A 16,782-nucleotide genomic window follows, 5' to 3' on the forward strand; every position below is an offset into this window, starting at 1 on the left:
ATCCATGATCGAACTGACGATTGAAGATTCCATCGCGCGGGTGGTGCTCAACGCTCCACAGAAGATGAACTCGCTGGATGAAGCTGCCTTGGCGCAGCTCTCGGAAGCCTATGACAAAGCGGCCGCCGCAGTGGCTGCGGGCACCGTGCGCGCGCTGGTACTGACCGGCGAGGGACGCGGATTCTGCGCAGGTCGCGACATCTCCGGGGTAGATCCCGCGGACGATGACGTGATCGGCTATCTTGACGGCAAGGTCCAGCCGCTGCTGGAAAAGATGTCCAGCTTCCCTGCGCCAACCTTCGCGCTGGTGCAGGGTGCCTGCCTGGGCGTGGGATTGGGGCTGGCGATCGCTACCGACGTAGTCTACGTGGCAGAGAATGCCAAGATCGGCTCGCCGTTCGCGAACCTCGGTGCCACCTTGGACTCGGGCGGGCACTGGCTGTTCACCGAGCGTCTCGGGGCACACCGCACGCTGGATCTGATTTACACCGCCGAACTGATCTCCGGTGCTGAAGCGGTGCGTTCGGGATTGTTCTCGCGTGCGTTCGCGCCCGGGGAACTGGTGGAGCGCAGCGAAGAAATCATTGCCAAGGTAGCCCAGGGTGCAACTCAGGCATTCGTCGCTTCCAAGCAGCTGGTCAAGGAAATTCGTGACCAGCGTGCGGGACTGTGGGAATCGATGCGTACCGAGAACCGGGCGCAGGCAGCCCTGTGCGACACCGCTGACTACGCCGAAGGTTTCAAGTCCTTCCAGGAGAAGCGCAAGCCGGTGTTCACCGGCCAGAAGTAGTTTCCCAGCAGACACGAGAAGAGCACCTGGAAATGGTATCCAGGTGCTCTTCTCGTGTCTTCCGGTGAATCACTGCCTATCGGGTATCGGTGTCTTCGAAGATCAGCAGGGTCTGCGTATCCAGGACCGTTGGCAAAGACTGCAATTGCTCGAAGACCACGCGGCGCAGATCCAGATTGTCCTTGGCTCGCACCAGCAGGATCACATCGAAATTGCCTCCGACCAAGCCCACATGATGCACCTCGGGAATGGACGCCAAGTGATCGCGCAGTTCGCGCCAGGAATGCTGGCGGAGTTTCAAAGTCACGTAGGCGCTGGCCTTGAGCCCTGCCTTCACCGGATCAATCACCGCCGTATAACGAGTGATCACCCCGGTATCTTGGAGCTTTGCGATACGGGAATAGGCGTGGGCACGCGATACATGCACCTTTTGTGCCACGGTGGTGACCGACTGGCGCCCGTCGCTGGTTAGCTCAGCGAGGATCGCATGGTCGACATCATCGAGTTTTAACTCCGCTTCCGCGGCCATTGGTACTCCTTGTTGACGTGTCGGACGTCTCTGTTCCAAACACAATCTATCGAAACTTTTCGTCTACGAGTATAAGGATACCAATCGCAACTTTCCACGATTCCACGCCGGACTGGATACAGAATGCCACGCATACCCATAATTGATTGCAAATGATGTTTAGGTGAAGTGAGTCACAAGCAGTTGTGCTCATGGACCGAGCCAGAACCACGAAAGGTGGGAGAACATGAGCACTGAAGCGCATGCAGATCGCATCTCTGATGTCAGCAAGAAATTCGGGATTACCCCCGAAGACTACATGCTGCCAGCACGCCACATGATCAACCTGTTGAACCCGGACGGAACCCTGCGCCCAGAGGACCAGCAGGGCACTGAACCTGGCCACGAGTACCCGCTGCCAAGCCCGGCGCGGCTGCTGGAAGCCTATGCGGCGCTGGTCACCGGCCGCCGCGTCAACGACCAGAACTCCGCACTGGTCCGCCAGGGCCGCATGGCTGTCTACCCCTCCAGCCACGGGCAGGAAGCCTGCCAAATCGCAGCAGCCCTGTGCCTGGGCGAGAACGACTGGCTTTTCCCAACCTACCGCGACACGGTAGCGGTGCTGACCAAGGGCGTAGCCCCGATGGAAGTCATGACCAGCTTCCGCGGCGAATGGCACTGCGGCTATGACCCGAAGGCGTATAACTGCGCACCGATGTCCACCCCGCTCACGACCCAGCTGCTGCACGCAGTGGGTGTCGCCCACGCTGCCAAGCTGCGCGGCGAAGACACCGTAGTGGTGGCCATGTGCGGCGATGGCGCCACCAGCGAGGGCGACTTCCACGAAGCGCTGAACTTCGCCGCGGTCTTCAACCTTCCGGTGATCTTCTTCGTGCAGAACAACAAGTACGCCATCTCGGTTCCGCTCTCGCAGCAAAGTGCCGCCCCGTCCCTAGCCCACAAGGCTGTTGGCTACGGCATGGCCGGCGAGCGCGTGGATGGCAACGACCTGATGGCCTTGATGGCAATCATGACCCGTGCGGTGCGCATGGCCCGCGAAGGCAATGGCCCGCTGCTGATCGAGGCCCACACCTACCGCATGCAGGCGCACACCAACGCAGATGACGACAAGCGCTACCGCGAGGACTCCGAAGTCCAGGAATGGATCGCCAAGGATCCGGTGACCCGCATGAAGGCGTATTTGGATGATGCCGGGCTCTTGACCGATAGCACCGTCGCCAAGATCACCGCCGACGCCGAGTCGGTCGCCAAGACCTTGCGTGATGGCATGAACCAGGAAGCCAACACCGATCCACGTGAGCTGTTCGAGCACGTGTACTCGGCCAAGACCCCGCAGCTGGCTGAACAGCAAGCCATGCTCGTCGACGAACTAGACCGTGAGGAGGCCTAGGATGACTGCCACTACTTCGCGCTTGAACCCGAACGTCAGCGCTGCCACCGCACGAGCCGCAGCCAAGGCCGCCAATGAGCACCAGCCGGTGACCTTCGGCAAGGCGCTGAATACCGCCCTGGCTGATTCGCTGGTTGCCGACAACTCGGTAGTGATCTTCGGCGAGGATGTGGGAACCCTTGGCGGCGTTTTCCGCATCACCGACGGGCTGACCGCACGCTTTGGTTCCGAACGCTGCTTTGACACCCCGCTGGCCGAATCCGGCATTGTCGGCATGGCCGTGGGCATGGCCATCAACGGCATGCGCCCGGTTATCGAGATGCAGTTCGATGCATTCGCCTACCCGGCGTTCGAGCAGATCGCTTCGCATGTCGCCAAGATGCGCAACCGAACCCAGGGCAAGCTGAACCTGCCGATGGTCATCCGCATTCCGTACGCCGGCGGCGTGGGCGGCGTGGAGCACCACTGCGATTCCTCGGAAGCCTACTACGCCCACACACCAGGGCTGAAGGTCTTCACGCCCTCGTGCGTAGAGGATGCCTACCTGATGCTGCGCGAAGCCATCGATTCGGATGATCCGGTGGTCTTCTTCGAGCCGAAGAAGCTGTACTGGTCCAAGGAGCAGGTGGACTTGGCGCAGCTGGCCGAGCAGTACGAGGCCAAGAAGAGCGCTAGGACCGAGGGCCAGGCGCGCATCGCCCGTCCGGGCAGCGATGCCACGCTGATTACCTATGGTCCAAGCGTTTCCACCGCATTGGAAGCTGCCAAGTTGGCAGCCGAGGAAGGCATCAGCCTGGAAGTTCTCGACATCCGGAGCATTGTGCCCTTCGATGACGAGACCGTCTGCGCATCGGTGCGCAAGACCGGACGCGCTATCGTGGTTGCAGAAGCCCAAGGCTTCGCCTCGGTAGCCAGTGAAATCGTGGCCCGGGTGCAGGAACGCTGCTTCCACTCGTTGGCCGCTCCAGTGCTTCGCGTGACCGGATTCGACATTCCATACCCGGCCCCAACGCTGGAAAAGTTCCATCTTCCAAGCGCCGAACGCATTCTCGACGCGGTTGACCAGCTTCAGTGGGAGGCGTAAATGAGCATCAAGACTTTTCTCTTGCCAGACCTTGGCGAAGGCCTGACCGAAGCCGAGCTGGTGCGCTGGATGGTTGCCGCCGGTGACGTTGTCGCAGTTGACCAGCCCATAGCGGAGGTGGAAACCGCGAAGTCGCTGGTGGAGATCCCTTGCCCGTTTGAAGGCGTAGTCTCGACCCTGCATGGGGACGCCGGCCAGATGATGCTGGTGGATGAGCCTTTCATCTCCGTGAACACCGGCGGCGAAGAAGCTGAAGTGCCTGAAGCCGAACGTGCGCAGTCCTACCGCGAGGAAGAGCGTGCTGGCACCCAGGTACCTGCCGAAGAATCAGCAGAAGCCGATGAGGGTAGCGGCAACGTGCTCATTGGCTACGGCACTTCCTCTGCCCAGCGCAAGACCAGCCGTCGGCGCAAGCCGCGCGGCGGGGTAGCCGCGCCAGCGGCACAGGCACCGGCCGAAGCGGCCCGCGTGATCAACCCGCTGGTACGCAAACTGGCGCGGGATAACGCCTTGGATATCACAACGGTTCGAGGCTCTGGTCCAGAAGGGCTGATTCTGCGCACCGACGTGGAAGCTGCCTTGTCGGCTGATGCGGCGGCCGCTGCGCCGGCAGCACCGGCCCCGGCTTCCGCAGCCGCGGTGCCCGCTGCACCAGCCCAGGCTGGCGGGGCGGATTCGAAGACCGGCCTGCCGGTCGCATCTTCCCAGGTGCTCTCGGGCGTGCGCAAGACCATCGCCACCGCGATGAGCACTTCGCGCCGCGAGATCCCCGAGGCTACCGTGTGGGTGGATGTCGATGTCACCAAGCTGCTGAAGCTGCGATCGAAGATCAAGGAAGCCGAAGGCCAAGCTCCAAGCGTCATGGCACTGATCTCCCGTTTCGCGGTGGCCGGCTTGCGGCGCTTCCCTGAACTGAACAGCCGCATTGAGGCTGAAGCTGACGGGGGCTTGCGCCATACCCTCTTCGAGGGCGTGAACCTCGGGTTCGCAGCCCAGACCGATCGCGGCCTGGTTGTGCCAAATGTGCGCAACGCCCACAAGCTGAACGCCAAGGAACTGTCAGCCGAGTTCGCTCGACTGGCTACGGTGGCCCGCGAGGGCAAGGCCGGTGTCGCCGACCTGTCCGGCAGCACCTTCACCATCAATAACTACGGCGTGTTCAATGTTGATGGCTCCGCGGCCATCATCAACTACCCGGAAGCGGCCATTCTGGGGCTGGGGCGCATCATCGAGAAGCCGTGGGTGGTCAATGGCAAGATCAAGGTCCGTTCCATCTGCGAGATGACACTGAGCTTTGACCACCGGGTCTGCGATGGCGGAACCGCTGCCGGCTTCATGCGCTATGTTGCTGACGCGATGACGGATCCAAAGACTGCGCTGGCTTCGCTCTAGCGCCTACTGTGCGCAGTGCTCGCTCTCAAGAGTGATCTTGATGCCCGTCGAACCTCACGAGGATTGACGGGCATCACCTTTTTTGCTGATATTTCATCTATGTTCGATCATTTATCAGCATGTCAAATATAGGTTGCTAGAATTGAACCAATTATTATTTCTATGATGGAAATATGTTGGGTTGCATCCTAGCCGCTAATGACGCGGGCTAGGCAGCAGGAACAGGGGATTGAGATGTCAACAGCGGGGACCGGAATCAAGAACCGGCCATTCATCTACCTGCTGCTCCTGCTACCGACGGCCATTGTGCTGGGCGCCTACGCCCTGCTCGCCGGCAAACTGCCGGAAATGACCGCCACTCACTGGAGTTCGACCTATCCGGACGAGTTTACCCGCACCGCGGTGTTTGTTCCCGTCTGCATCGGGCTATGCATTCTTGGTGCCATCACCGGAGTGATTTCCTTGGCGCTGCGCCGCAAACCGGCACTGCTCATGGTGCTGCTCTTCGCCGGCGGGTTGCTCTCCTGGAGTGCAGCTGGCGTATTCGTCGGCTCGGCGGTGCCTACAGCGCTCGCCGAGACACCTGAAACCGCAGTGCTGGGCGGCATGATGGTTGTGCTGATTGCCTGCTCGCTGCTGGGCATTGCGCCACTGTGGGTCAGCGGCATCTACCAGCAATACACCAGGCAATCCGTTGAGGCCCGCCAGGCACGAAGTGATGCAGCGCAGGGCATCCAGCGGCCTGTTGCGGCGGGGACACCAGCCATGGCCCGGCAAGAATTCAATCAAACGATGGCAGCACCGTGGTGGATGTGGCTGCTATGCCTGGTGGTGTTCGCGGCGCTTTTCATTGCTGTTGCGTTGCCGCTGCTGACCGGTGACAGCCAAGATGGCGACTGGGTGGGCTTCATCGTTGCCATGACCCTGTCGGCCGTGGCGTGCGTATCGATTCTGGGTTTGATCTGGATTCGGGTATCGATCAGCGGCGATCGCTTCCGGGTATCATCAGCGGTCTTGGGGTTCCCGATGCGAACCATCAAAATCGACGAAATTGAATCTGCGACCAGCGAAAAGATCGTTCCCATGATGTGGGGAGGCTGGGGCTGGCGAATCATTCCAGGCGGTTCGGCCATCGTGATGAAAGAACACGAAGGCCTCGTTTTCGAACTCAAGAACAAGAAGCGTTTCGCCGTGACCATCCCGGAATCGCAGCAAGCCGCAGACCTGCTCAATGCCCGTATGGCCTGCGGGAAACAGTAGCGAATAACGTTTCTGGGCCTGCGCCCTACTTATTGAAGGTGCGCATGGGCCCGATAACCACCGAGCGCAGCACCAAGCCGGATACCAGCGAAGCAGCCACGACATGGATGATCCCCAATGCCGCGTAGACCAATTGCAGGAACTCCGGGATCTTCTGGATATGCGGGTGCGGCAGGAGGAACGAGAGCCCGATTACCGCAGCCCAGACAACCAGGCTGCCGGCCCCAACTTTCCTCGACCAGGTGCCCTTTGGCAGTTCATGGCTCAGCGGCTGGATGCGCTGGAGCACTACCGAGGCCAAGACCATCCAGAATCCGGCCACCACGAAACCAGCTGCAATGTCACTTGGACGGTGCCAACCGCAGATCAAAGTGGCCACCCCGGTCACCGTCGCGAACAACCACGCGATCGGCTGGACTACCGGACGCAGTTTCGGTGGTGAAACCAGGTACATCAGTCCCATTGCGGCGGCAGCGGCGGTGGTGTGTCCTGAGGGAAAAGAATTTCCTGTGGTGCCGAAGTTGAAATCCGGGCGGGACAAGATCTCGTGCTTGAGCAATTGCGTGCTGCCCGCTGCGGCTGCGGCCGCGATGACCGCCACGATGGCCCGCAGGAAGCGCCGGTCGCGAATCACGCGATACAGCAGGAAAACTGCCGCAATGATGCCGCAGATTGCCGGCAAGAGATTCAGGAATTCACGGATCGGATTAATCAGGTCCGTCCGGGGCCACCATTGCGACCACGCTATGAATCCAGCCTGATCGGCCCATTGCCCCACACGCTGCTGGACGAAAAATACGTATTCGAGGCAGAACAGCGAAATCAGCAACAGCAGAGCCCACCACCACCTGATATGGTGCGGGCGCGCGGATGCGGGATTGCGAGGCATATCTCTAGGGTGTCATATCCGGCACGGGGAACGGCACAGTTCAGGCATGTAACTATGCCCACCCTCGATAGGCTTAGAGCATGAGTGTTGAACTTCCGCCCCTTGAAGATCTGCTGGCAAATTCCCATGTTGTCCGCTTGCCGATGCGTGTGAAATTCCGTGGTGTCACCCAGCGTGAAGCGCTGCTGATCAACGGGCCGGAAGGTTGGGGCGAGTTCTCTGCATTTACCGAATACGGACCGGCCGAAGCCTCACGGTGGCTAGCCGCCGGAATCGAGGCCGCTTACCAGCCGTTCCCGGAACCGTTGCGCACCAGCATTCCGGTCAACGCCACCTTGCCTGCGGTTGCGGTCAAAGATGTCGGAGCGGTTCTCGAACGCTATGACGCGCCGCACACCATCAAGATCAAGGTGGCAGAAAAAGGCCAGGGGATTGAGCAGGACCTGGCGCGTGTAGCTGAGGCCCGTCGGCTCTACCCGCAAGCAGCGCTGCGCGTGGACGCGAACATGGGATGGGATATTGCCCAGGCGATCCCCGCCTTGAAGGCCCTGAGCGAGTACGACCTGCAATACGCGGAGCAACCAGTGCCTGGCATTACCGGGCTGGCAGAAGTCCGCGAGCAACTGCGCAACGCCGGCAACCCCTTGAAGATCGCCGCTGATGAAGCGGTGCGGAAGCACACCGACCCCTTGGAAGTCTCGCGGTTGGGCGCCGCAGATCTGATGGTCATCAAGGCCCAACCGCTGGGCGGCATCGGTGCGGTGCTGGAAATTGCCAAGCAAGCGGAACTGGATGTTGTCGTCTCCAGCGCCCTGGATACTTCGGTAGGGCTGGCCCAAGCCGCCGCCTTAGCCAGCGCGCTGCCAGAACTGCCCTATGCCTGCGGCCTTGCGACCGGCACCTTGTTCGCCGAAGACGTATGTGCCGAGCCGTTGCTGGCCACCGCTGGGTACTTGCCGGTGCGTCGCATTGAGCCGGATCACCAGAAATTGGATGGCTTGCGTCCGCAAGAGGCGCGCGTGCGCTGGTGGCTGCAACGCCTGGAGACCTGTTATGCCGAGCTGACTAGGGGATAACCTCAGGCAAGAATCTATTTCCCCGGCGTTAACCTTTGCGTTGCATTTAGAACACTTCCAAGTGAAAACCTCAGTTCGAGTCATTCCCCTGACAATGAGCCACATACTGAGGAAGTGAGCGGATCATGAATCCAACCCGTACCCTTTTGCCAATGCTGGGCCACACCCGCGGCGGTCGTTCTGCAGCTACTTGCCACTTCAAGTGCGCCGACGCCTGCACCAAGCCGGATTGCAACACTTCGTCCAACGGGTACTTCAAGGACATTGCTGACAAATCGCTCTCCCGCCGCGGCATGCTGGGCCTGGGTGCCGTCGGTGCTTCAGCGCTGGTCATCGGCCCGCAGCTTTTCGGTGCAGCCGACGCTACCGCGGCACCACTGGTGCCAATGAAGCCGGGCAAGGGCGGGCACCTTTCATTCGATGCCATTGAGCCGGTGTCGCGTTCGGTGGATACTGTTTCCGTTCCAGAGGGCTACGACTGGAATGCCATCATCCGCTGGGGCGACCCGCTCTTCAAGAACACCGCGGAATTCGATGCTTCCAAGCAGTCCGCCCGCAAGCAGGCCGAGCAGTTCGGCTACAACTGCGACTACCTGGACATCATTGTCGACAAGTACTCGGGACGCACCGGCGTGCTGGTTGCCAACCACGAATACACCAATGAAGACATGATGTTCGACTCGGCTTGGTTCGAAGCGAACCAGGAAGAAGCCCGCAAGATCGCGATGAACGCGCATGGCTTCTCCGTGGTCGAGGTCAAGCGCAAGAAGAATGACAAGAAGTGGAGCTACGTGCAGGGCGGCGAACGCAACCGCCGCATCACCGCCAGTACTGAATTCCGGGTCGATGGTCCAGCCGCAGGCAGCGACCTGCTCAAGACCGGCGCAGATCCAACCGGTACCAAGGTTCTTGGCACCTTGAACAACTGCGCCGGAGGCACCACCCCATGGGGCACCGTACTCTCCGGTGAAGAAAACTTCGACCAGTATTTCCGCGGCAAGGGCACCGCCGAGGAATCCCGCTACGGCATTGGCACCACCGCGACCGACCGCGGCTGGGAAGAAAGCGACCCGCGCTTCGGCCTGCACAACGAAGGCTACGAAAACGAAGCCAACCGTTTCGGCTGGGTAGTCGAAATCGATCCGCAGGACCCTTCGTCCACCCCGGTCAAGCACACCAGCCTGGGCCGTTTCAAGCACGAGGGCGCCAACGTTCGCATTGCCAAGAACGGCAAGGCTGTTGCCTACTCCGGCGATGACTCGCGCTTCGAGTACCTGTACAAGTTCGTCTCGAAAAACACTTTCTCCAAGCACGATCGCAAGCACAATATGGGCTTGCTCTCCGAAGGCGACCTGTACGTTGCCAAGTTCGCCGGCAACTCTCCAGCTAGCGAGATCGACGGCAGCGGCGCAGTTCCGTCTGATGGTGCTTTCGACGGCATGGGAACCTGGCTGCCACTGGTGAAGAACGGCGAATCCAAGGTGGAGGGCATGGGCATCGACGAGGTGCTGGTCTACACCCGCCAAGCAGCTGACAAGGTCGGCGCCACCAAGCTGGACCGTCCCGAAGATGTTGAGCCAAGCCCGGTATCCGGCAAGGTCTATGTGGCACTGACCAACAACACCGACCGCGGCAAGGACGGCAAGGAAGGCGCAACCGAGGTCAGCCCACGGGTACGCAACCGCGACGGCCACGTCTTGGAAATCACCGAAGCCGGCAACGACGCCACCGCCGCGAAGTTCACCTGGAACATCTTGTTGGTTGCCGGCGATCCAAATGTGAACGGATCGACCTACTTCTCCGGCTACCCAACGGACAAGGTCTCGCCGATTTCCTGCCCGGATAACCTGGCATTCGATTCCAAGGGCAACCTGTGGATCTCCACCGACGGCGCCCCTGGCACCATCGGCTACTCCGATGCACTGCACAAGGTCACCCTGACCGGCAAGGATCGCGGCCGTGTCGAGCAGTTCCTGGCCGTGCCAACCGGCGCAGAGACCTGCGGCCCGCTGATCCATGACAAGGACAACTCGGTCTTCGTCGCGGTGCAGCACCCGGGTGAAGGCGGCAGTTTCGCCAGCCCTACCTCGCTGTTCCCGGACTTCGTGAAGAACGCAGGAGGAGCCGGCAAGGGCGAGTTCTACGGCCCGCGCCCATCGGTCGTCCAGGTCTTCAAGCAAGATGCGAAGCCGGGCAAAGGAAACGGCAAGGGCAAGGGACACGACAAAGGCAAGGGTCACGACAAATAAGTCGGACTAGCCTGCAGTGCAAGGGCGTCGGCAGGATCCTCTCCGGGATCCGGCCGGCGCCCTTTGCCGTTCCAAGTCGGTTGACCGGCACGTCAAGGCATAGACTTGGATCATTGCCTTCAGCTTTGGAATCTAAGGAGTCATGCGGCGTGGGAATGCAGCAACCTGGCGAGCAACGCGCCATCACTACAGCTCGCCATGTGCTCTCCGCCCTGATTAGTGCCGGGATCAGGGATCTGGTGATTTCTCCCGGTTCGCGCAGCGCGCCCTTGGCCTATGCTGCAGCCGAGGCAGAAGCCGCGGGGATCCTGGATATCCATGTGCGCATCGACGAACGCTCCGCGGCCTTCATGGCACTGGGCCTCGCCCAAAGCACCATGCGGCCGGTAGCCCTCGCCGCCACCAGCGGCTCGGCCATCGGGCAGATGCTGCCTGCAGTAATGGAAGGCAACCACACCGCGACACCACTTCTGGTCCTTTCTGCCGACCGTCCCGATGAACTGCACGGAACCGGAGCCAGCCAGAGCACGCGCCAGAAAACCCTCTTTGGCGAGCACGTTCGCCTGGCCGCCAATGTCCCCGCTGGGGCCAATCCGCAACACGAGGTCCAACGCGCATTACTGGCCTTGGCCGGTGACCAGCACACTGCCGCAGGTCCGGTCCAATTGAATCTGCAGTTCCGGGATCCGCTCACCCCCGCACAGGACGAGAGGATCGAGAGCCAAAGCTGGACGGCAGTTGAGCCGGGGCAGTGGAAGGCACACGACCAGCTGGACAGAGCGAGCTTGCCGGTCCAGCAGCTGGAGCCACGCCGGAGTGTTGTCATTGCCGGGCATGGCGCCGGAGAAGAGGCGCAACGTTTCGCCCAGGCTTTGGGGCTGCCATTGTTTGCCGAGCCATCTTCCAACGCACGGTTCTCGGCCAACGCCATTGGCCACTACCGTCCCCTGATCACGGCGGGCATGGACCGCATTGAACGCGTGGTGCTCTTTGGCCGTCCGACGTTGAGCCGCCCGGTGGGCCAGCTTCTGGCCAACCCGGCGATCGAATCGGTGATTTGGCAGCCTCAGCCGGTGGCCTGGTATGAAGCGGGCCGGCGTCGCGAAACCCCGGTCAGCTCTTGGAGCGAATTGCAGGAGTTCGCCGGCACCGGTGCAAAGGGGTGGCTGGAAGCATGGCAGCAGCTCGATGCCCAGGCCTTGGCCGTGCGCCAGGGCCTCAGCCGCGAATCGGCGATTAACGGGGTAGATGTCGCCGACGCCATTTGGGAACACGCACCAGAAGTTCTCCTGCTTGGCTCATCGAATATAGTTCGCGACTTCGACTTGGCGGCCCGCCCCGCGCCCGGACGAACCATGACCGTGCATGCCAACCGCGGCCTTGCCGGAATTGATGGAACCATTGCCACCGCCTTGGGCCTGGCCCAGGGCGGCAAGCGGCGCACACTGGCGGTAATGGGAGATATCACCTTCGCCCATGACGCCAGTTCGCTGTCCTGGACCCCCGGCGAGGAGCAGCCAATGGTGGATATCGTGGTCTACAACGACGGGGGAGGAGCAATCTTCTCCACACTGGAGCACGGAGCCGTGGATGCCTCGGGCCGCTACGCCAATGCGGTGGAACGCCTCTTTGCCACGCCGCAGCAGCTGAGCCTGCCTGCGCTCGCCGAAGCCTATGGTTGGCAGTACGCCATGGCGGCAAGCAAGGAAGAGCTTAGCGCCATCTTGGCTGCAAGGCAGCCGGCGAACCTGCGCCTGATTGAAGTGCCGGCATCACGGAGCAGCCTGCGCGCGGAGAATCTTGAGTTGAACCGGAAGATCGGGCAGCTTTCCTGGCCAACGACCTAGGGCAAAAGAAATTCCCCTGCCTTGCCCGTCGGCAAAGACGGGCAACGCAGGGGAATTTTTGCAGTTGAACTCAGATATCCACGTGCGTGGGATCGAGCACGCGACGCAGGAAGTCCTGGGTACGTGGCTGCTGCGGATTGCCAATGACATCCACGGCCTTGCCTTCTTCCACCACGACGCCACCGTCCATGAAGAACACGCGGTCAGCAACTTCCTTGGCGAAAGCCATCTCGTGGGTGACCACCAGCATGGTCATGCCCGCTTGGGCCAGATTCTTCATAATGGACAGGACCTCGCCCACGGTCTCCGGATCCAATGCACTGGTTGGCTCATCGAAGAGCATCAGCGTTGGTTCCATGGATAGCGCTCGGGCAATGGCCACGCGCTGCTGCTGGCCGCCGGAAAGCTGGTCGGGGTAGCGATCGCCGAAGTCGCCCAGGCCTACACGTTCCAGATTGCGCAACGCGACCTTCTGGGCGTCGGCCTTCTTGCGCTTGAGCACCTTGATAGGGGATATCGTGCAGTTCTCCAGCACGGTCAGGTGCGGGAAGAGGTTGAACTGCTGGAAGACCATGCCTACTTGCTGGCGCATCTTGTCCAGGTTCACATCGGGATCGGTGACATTGAAGCCACCGACCATAATGGTTCCTCCGTTTGGCTGCTCCAGCAAATTCACGCAACGCAGCAGAGTGGACTTGCCTGAACCGGATGGGCCGATCAGGCAGACAACCTCGCCCGGAGCAACATTCAGGTCAATGCCCTTGAGCACTTCGTTGCTACCGTAGGACTTGCGCAGTCCGGTGATTTCCACGCCCGAAGCATGGACTGAAAGTTCATTGGTGTCAGTCGACATTTTCAAGTCCTATCTATCGCTTGGTCTTGGCGGCGCGGGATTCAAACTTGCGGGCCACCAAGCTCAGCGGGATGGTGATCACCAAGTAGAACAGGCCGGCGACGACCAGCGGGGTGATGCCGGCATCGATTTGCGAGATGCCGTCACGGCCAAACTTGGTCATTTCGTACTGGGCCATCGACGCACCGAGGATGAATGCCAACGAGGTGTCCTTGGTCAGCAAGATGATTTCGTTGGTCATGGGCGGCAAGACGATCTTGAACGCCTGCGGAATCACGATGGTGACCATGGCACGCCACGCTGGCATGCCCAACGAACGGGCAGCTTCGGTCTGCCCCTTGGGCACCGCCTGCAGGCCTGCACGCAGGGTCTCAGCGATGTAGGCGGCCGAGACCAGGCCCAAGGCGCACATGACATTGACCGGCTGCGGCCACTGGGTTCCGAACGCCTGAGGCAAGCCGAAGCCGAAGGCCAATAGGACCAGGATGGCTGGAATACCGCGGAAGAATTCGATAAATGCAGTGGCGAACCAGCGATATGGCGCGAAGGACGCCATTTTCATCAGGGCCAGAAGCAGACCCAGGATGAGGCCGAAGGCGAAGGAGATGATCGTGTAGAAGATCGTGTTCTTCAGACCGACCAAGATCATGCCAGGGAACATCGGTCCCAATTTGTCGAAGGAGAAGAAGGCATAAATGGCCTTGTTCCAATCAACGGCCAAGACCAGTGCGATGATCGCGATGATGAAGATGGCGATTTGAATGGTCTTGCTCATGCGGGCGCGCTGACGTGTAGTCATTGCCATGCTTGATTACCTCTCATAAAGGAAGCGGAAGCTGGACTGCCAACCTGTGGGTGCAGTCCATGCCCCCGCTTGCCTTGGAATCAGTTGATGCTCGAGAATTACTTCTCGCCGAACCACTTCACAGTCAGTTCTTCCATGGTTCCTGCATCGGCCAGCCGCTTGAGGGTGCCATTGACCAGTTCCAGGGTCTTGGGCTGGTCCTGCGGAACTGCAATGCCCAGCTGCTCGCCGGTCTTGAAGTCGGCCACGACGCTGAAGCCGTCCTTATCCTTGATCGCGTAGCCCAATACCGACTGGTTGCCCAGCAATGCATCCACTTGGCCAGCCAGAAGTGCCTGGGTTTGCAAACCGGCATCCTCGAAGCCAACGATGTTGCTCAAGCCCTGTTCCTTGGCGTACTTCTCGCCGGTGGTGGCCTGCTGGACGCCGACCTTCTTGTCCTTGGCGGATTCAAGATCCTTGATTTCAGAACCGTCAGCCGAAATCAGCACCAGATCGTCATCCATATAAGGGGTGGAGAAGTCCATCTTGGCCGAACGCTCTTCGGTGATCGATACCGAGGAGATCGCGATATCGCACTGGGTGCTGAACAGGCCGGATTCAATGGAGTCGAAGCTGGCGTCGATGACGTTCAGATCCAGTTCTGCATCCTTGGCAATCTCGGCAGCGATATCCATATCGAAGCCGACGTTCTTGCCGTCCTTGACGAATTCGAATGGTTCGTAAGGAATGTCTGAGCAAATGGTGAGTTTGCCTTCGTTGAGCGGGAAGGAACCAGCTTCGGCTTCACCTTCGGAACTGGAGCCGGAACCGCAGGCGGTGAGAGCCAGCAGTGCAACGGACGTGACGGCAACAGCGGAGGCGAACTTCTTCTTGAGACTACGCATAGGATCAGAACCTACTTTCGGGTTATGCGAGTGGATCAGTGCGTAGCCACAATCATAACCGGGGCAACACTAGGCTGAGATTCACCTCACACATGTCGCGTCGAGGCTAAGTATTATTTATGCTCAGTGCGATCCTAGCGGCCTTGATCCGCTGTGCAGCCTGCGCCTACTCGGCTCCGAGGGCTTGGCGCATGGGGCGCATCTTCGCCCATGATTCGGCTAGTTCATCCTCGGGCACCGAGCCCGGAACAATGCCGCAACCCGCGTACAAGCGCATCAGCTTTTCGTCTTCCAGGATTCCGCCACGCAGCGCGATGCCGAATTCGCCATCGCCACGGCTGTCAACCCAGCCCACGGGGCCGGCATACGGTCCGCGGTCCATGCCTTCCAGCTCGCGCAAGAGCACGCCAGCCTTCTTGGTCGGCGTGCCGCACACGGCAGCGGTCGGATGGAAAATCTCGGCAACATCCAGTGCGGTAGGCAGAACGCCGGCGGCATCGGCGCGCAGCTGGGCGCGTACGTCGCTGGCCAAATGCCAAACATTGGGAAGCTGCAGAATAAAAGGTTCTTCCGGCGCGCTCATGCCGTGCGAAATGGGATTCAGGGAAGCCGTGAGCGAATCTATGGCCAGCTGGTGCTCGTTGCGCTGCTTCGGATCTTCAAAGAGATTGCGGTGCGCGAAACCGGGGTCCTCAGCGCCAGTGGCCGCGCGGTCCAGCGTGCCAGCTAATACGCGGGCCTCGGCCAAGCCGTCGGTAACGCGCACCAGCATCTCCGGGGTAGCGCCTACCAGGCCGTCCACTGAATAGGTCCAGCAATTGCCATAGTGCTCGGTCAGCGCATCGACCACGCGGGCAAGATTGATCGGGGTGGAACTATGTGCCAACACATCGCGGGCCAGCACCAGCTTGGAAATTCCGCGTTCCTCGAAACGGCCCAGCGCCTGATCCACGGCATCAAGGTAGGAACCGGCGGTCAGCTGCCCGCTGGTCAGTTCGATGCTGCCCGGTTCGCTCGCTGGCAACGACGCATCGGCCATCGCGGCTTCGGCGCGTGCCAAAGCCTGCTGGTAGGTCAGCCCGTCGAGTTCCTCTGCGCTGCCGGTGATGGTAATCCAGGACTTTTCCTCATCGCGTCCGATCACCAGCTGCGGGATCACCATGCGCGATTCGAAGACGCTGGTGAAGGAGAACGCAAAAGAACCGAAGGACACCAGGCCGCTGCCGGGGCGGGCGATCGGGTCAATGATCTGTGCCTGTTCGATGACCTGTGCAAGCCAGGCGCGGGCACGTGCAAAGCGCTCTTCGCCGTGGGTGTGCAAGCGGGCCGCAGTGCCAAAGCCAACCAGACCGTGGCCGTTGCGGGTCCAGACCAAGCTTCGGTGACGCAATGAGTCGGCAACCAGTGTTTCGGGGGCATCAAGGTATTCAAAGGTGATGCTGGTGAGAACAGGAGCCGACGGCTGATGAGCACTGGCGCTAAGAACGGGCGAATCTGCAGACATGATAAGGCTAAGCCTACCGCGCAATGCCGGGGGAAAAGGCTTGCGGGTGTCCGTGGTCACCCCTGTGAGATCGGCCGGGTCTGGTGAGAAGTGCCGGGGGAACCCGGTAAACTCTAAAACGACCTCCTAGGTCGCTGGTACCAGACCGGTATGCCCGGTCTGGCCATGCCAGCAATGTGCAGAGGAAAGCATCGGCTAGAGTGAAGAGATGTTTGCGTGCATCTTGC

The 16,782-nt window shown here is 60.7% G+C and carries 14 protein-coding genes; 8 read left to right on the plus strand and 6 right to left on the minus strand.

All coding sequences use genetic code 11. The features are described from left to right. Positions 1-4 precede the first annotated feature (4 nt). Positions 5-790: an enoyl-CoA hydratase/isomerase family protein gene (locus EDF61_RS06375; RefSeq protein WP_105656921.1), complete on the plus strand. Its 786-nt coding sequence runs from the start codon at positions 5-7 to the stop codon at positions 788-790. Between the two features lie 76 nt (positions 791-866). On the opposite strand, the gene EDF61_RS06380 is transcribed toward EDF61_RS06375, so the two are convergent. Beyond that, entirely contained in the window at positions 867-1,319 is a 453-nt protein-coding gene (locus tag EDF61_RS06380; protein WP_105656920.1) for an Lrp/AsnC family transcriptional regulator, read from the minus strand. 226 nt (positions 1,320-1,545) lie between these two features. On the opposite strand from EDF61_RS06380, the gene pdhA reads away from it, so the two are divergent. From pdhA to EDF61_RS06400, 4 genes are all read left to right on the plus strand, one after another. After that, complete coding sequence (pdhA, locus tag EDF61_RS06385; protein WP_105656919.1) at positions 1,546-2,709, plus strand: pyruvate dehydrogenase (acetyl-transferring) E1 component subunit alpha; 1,164 nt, start codon at positions 1,546-1,548, stop codon at positions 2,707-2,709. A gap of 1 nt (position 2,710) precedes the next feature. Further along, the gene (locus tag EDF61_RS06390) at positions 2,711-3,793 is read left to right on the plus strand and encodes an alpha-ketoacid dehydrogenase subunit beta (RefSeq protein WP_105656918.1); all 1,083 of its coding nucleotides are present in this window, start codon (positions 2,711-2,713) and stop codon (positions 3,791-3,793) included. Then, complete coding sequence (locus tag EDF61_RS06395) at positions 3,794-5,185, plus strand: dihydrolipoamide acetyltransferase family protein (RefSeq protein ID WP_105656917.1); 1,392 nt, start codon at positions 3,794-3,796, stop codon at positions 5,183-5,185. It begins immediately after the preceding gene. Between the two features lie 234 nt (positions 5,186-5,419). Further along, entirely contained in the window at positions 5,420-6,445 is a 1,026-nt protein-coding gene (locus tag EDF61_RS06400; RefSeq protein ID WP_105656916.1) for a PH domain-containing protein, read from the plus strand. A 25-nt stretch (positions 6,446-6,470) separates the two neighbouring features. Here EDF61_RS06400 and EDF61_RS06405 read toward each other — a convergent pair whose 3' ends face one another. Beyond that, positions 6,471-7,334, minus strand: a complete 864-nt coding sequence (locus EDF61_RS06405) for a phosphatase PAP2 family protein (RefSeq protein ID WP_105656915.1) — start codon at positions 7,332-7,334, stop codon at positions 6,471-6,473. Positions 7,335-7,414: 80 nt separating this feature from the next. Here EDF61_RS06405 and EDF61_RS06410 point away from each other — a divergent pair, with 80 nt between their 5' ends. The 3 genes from EDF61_RS06410 to menD all read left to right on the plus strand — a co-directional run bounded on the left by EDF61_RS06410 (position 7,415) and on the right by menD (position 12,506). Continuing rightward, positions 7,415-8,410 carry an o-succinylbenzoate synthase gene (locus tag EDF61_RS06410; RefSeq protein WP_105656914.1) on the plus strand — a complete coding sequence of 332 codons (996 nt, stop codon included), beginning with the start codon at positions 7,415-7,417 and terminating at the stop codon, positions 8,408-8,410. Positions 8,411-8,535: 125 nt separating this feature from the next. After that, a complete protein-coding gene (locus tag EDF61_RS06415) occupies positions 8,536-10,659 on the plus strand; it encodes a PhoX family protein (RefSeq protein ID WP_105656913.1) in 2,124 nt (707 codons plus the stop codon). A 155-nt stretch (positions 10,660-10,814) separates the two neighbouring features. Next, the gene (menD, locus tag EDF61_RS06420) at positions 10,815-12,506 is read left to right on the plus strand and encodes a 2-succinyl-5-enolpyruvyl-6-hydroxy-3-cyclohexene-1-carboxylic-acid synthase (protein WP_133833710.1); all 1,692 of its coding nucleotides are present in this window, start codon (positions 10,815-10,817) and stop codon (positions 12,504-12,506) included. Between the two features lie 70 nt (positions 12,507-12,576). On the opposite strand, the gene EDF61_RS06425 is transcribed toward menD, so the two are convergent. From EDF61_RS06425 to EDF61_RS06440, 4 genes are all read right to left on the minus strand, one after another. Next, entirely contained in the window at positions 12,577-13,359 is a 783-nt protein-coding gene (locus tag EDF61_RS06425; RefSeq protein WP_133833593.1) for an amino acid ABC transporter ATP-binding protein, read from the minus strand. 13 nt (positions 13,360-13,372) lie between these two features. Beyond that, positions 13,373-14,164, minus strand: coding sequence for an amino acid ABC transporter permease (locus EDF61_RS06430; RefSeq protein WP_105656910.1), 792 nt, complete (start codon positions 14,162-14,164; stop codon positions 13,373-13,375). 98 nt (positions 14,165-14,262) lie between these two features. Continuing rightward, positions 14,263-15,051 (minus strand): ABC transporter substrate-binding protein, encoded by a 789-nt coding sequence (locus EDF61_RS06435; RefSeq protein ID WP_133833594.1) that lies wholly within the window; start codon positions 15,049-15,051, stop codon positions 14,263-14,265. 166 nt (positions 15,052-15,217) lie between these two features. Beyond that, on the minus strand, positions 15,218-16,555 hold the full coding sequence (locus EDF61_RS06440) for an isochorismate synthase (RefSeq protein WP_105656908.1): 1,338 nt from the start codon (positions 16,553-16,555) through the stop codon (positions 15,218-15,220). Between the last annotated feature and the right edge of the window lie 227 nt (positions 16,556-16,782).

The organism is Arthrobacter sp. JUb115, assembly GCF_004365035.1.
GTDB lineage: Bacteria > Actinomycetota > Actinomycetes > Actinomycetales > Micrococcaceae > Glutamicibacter.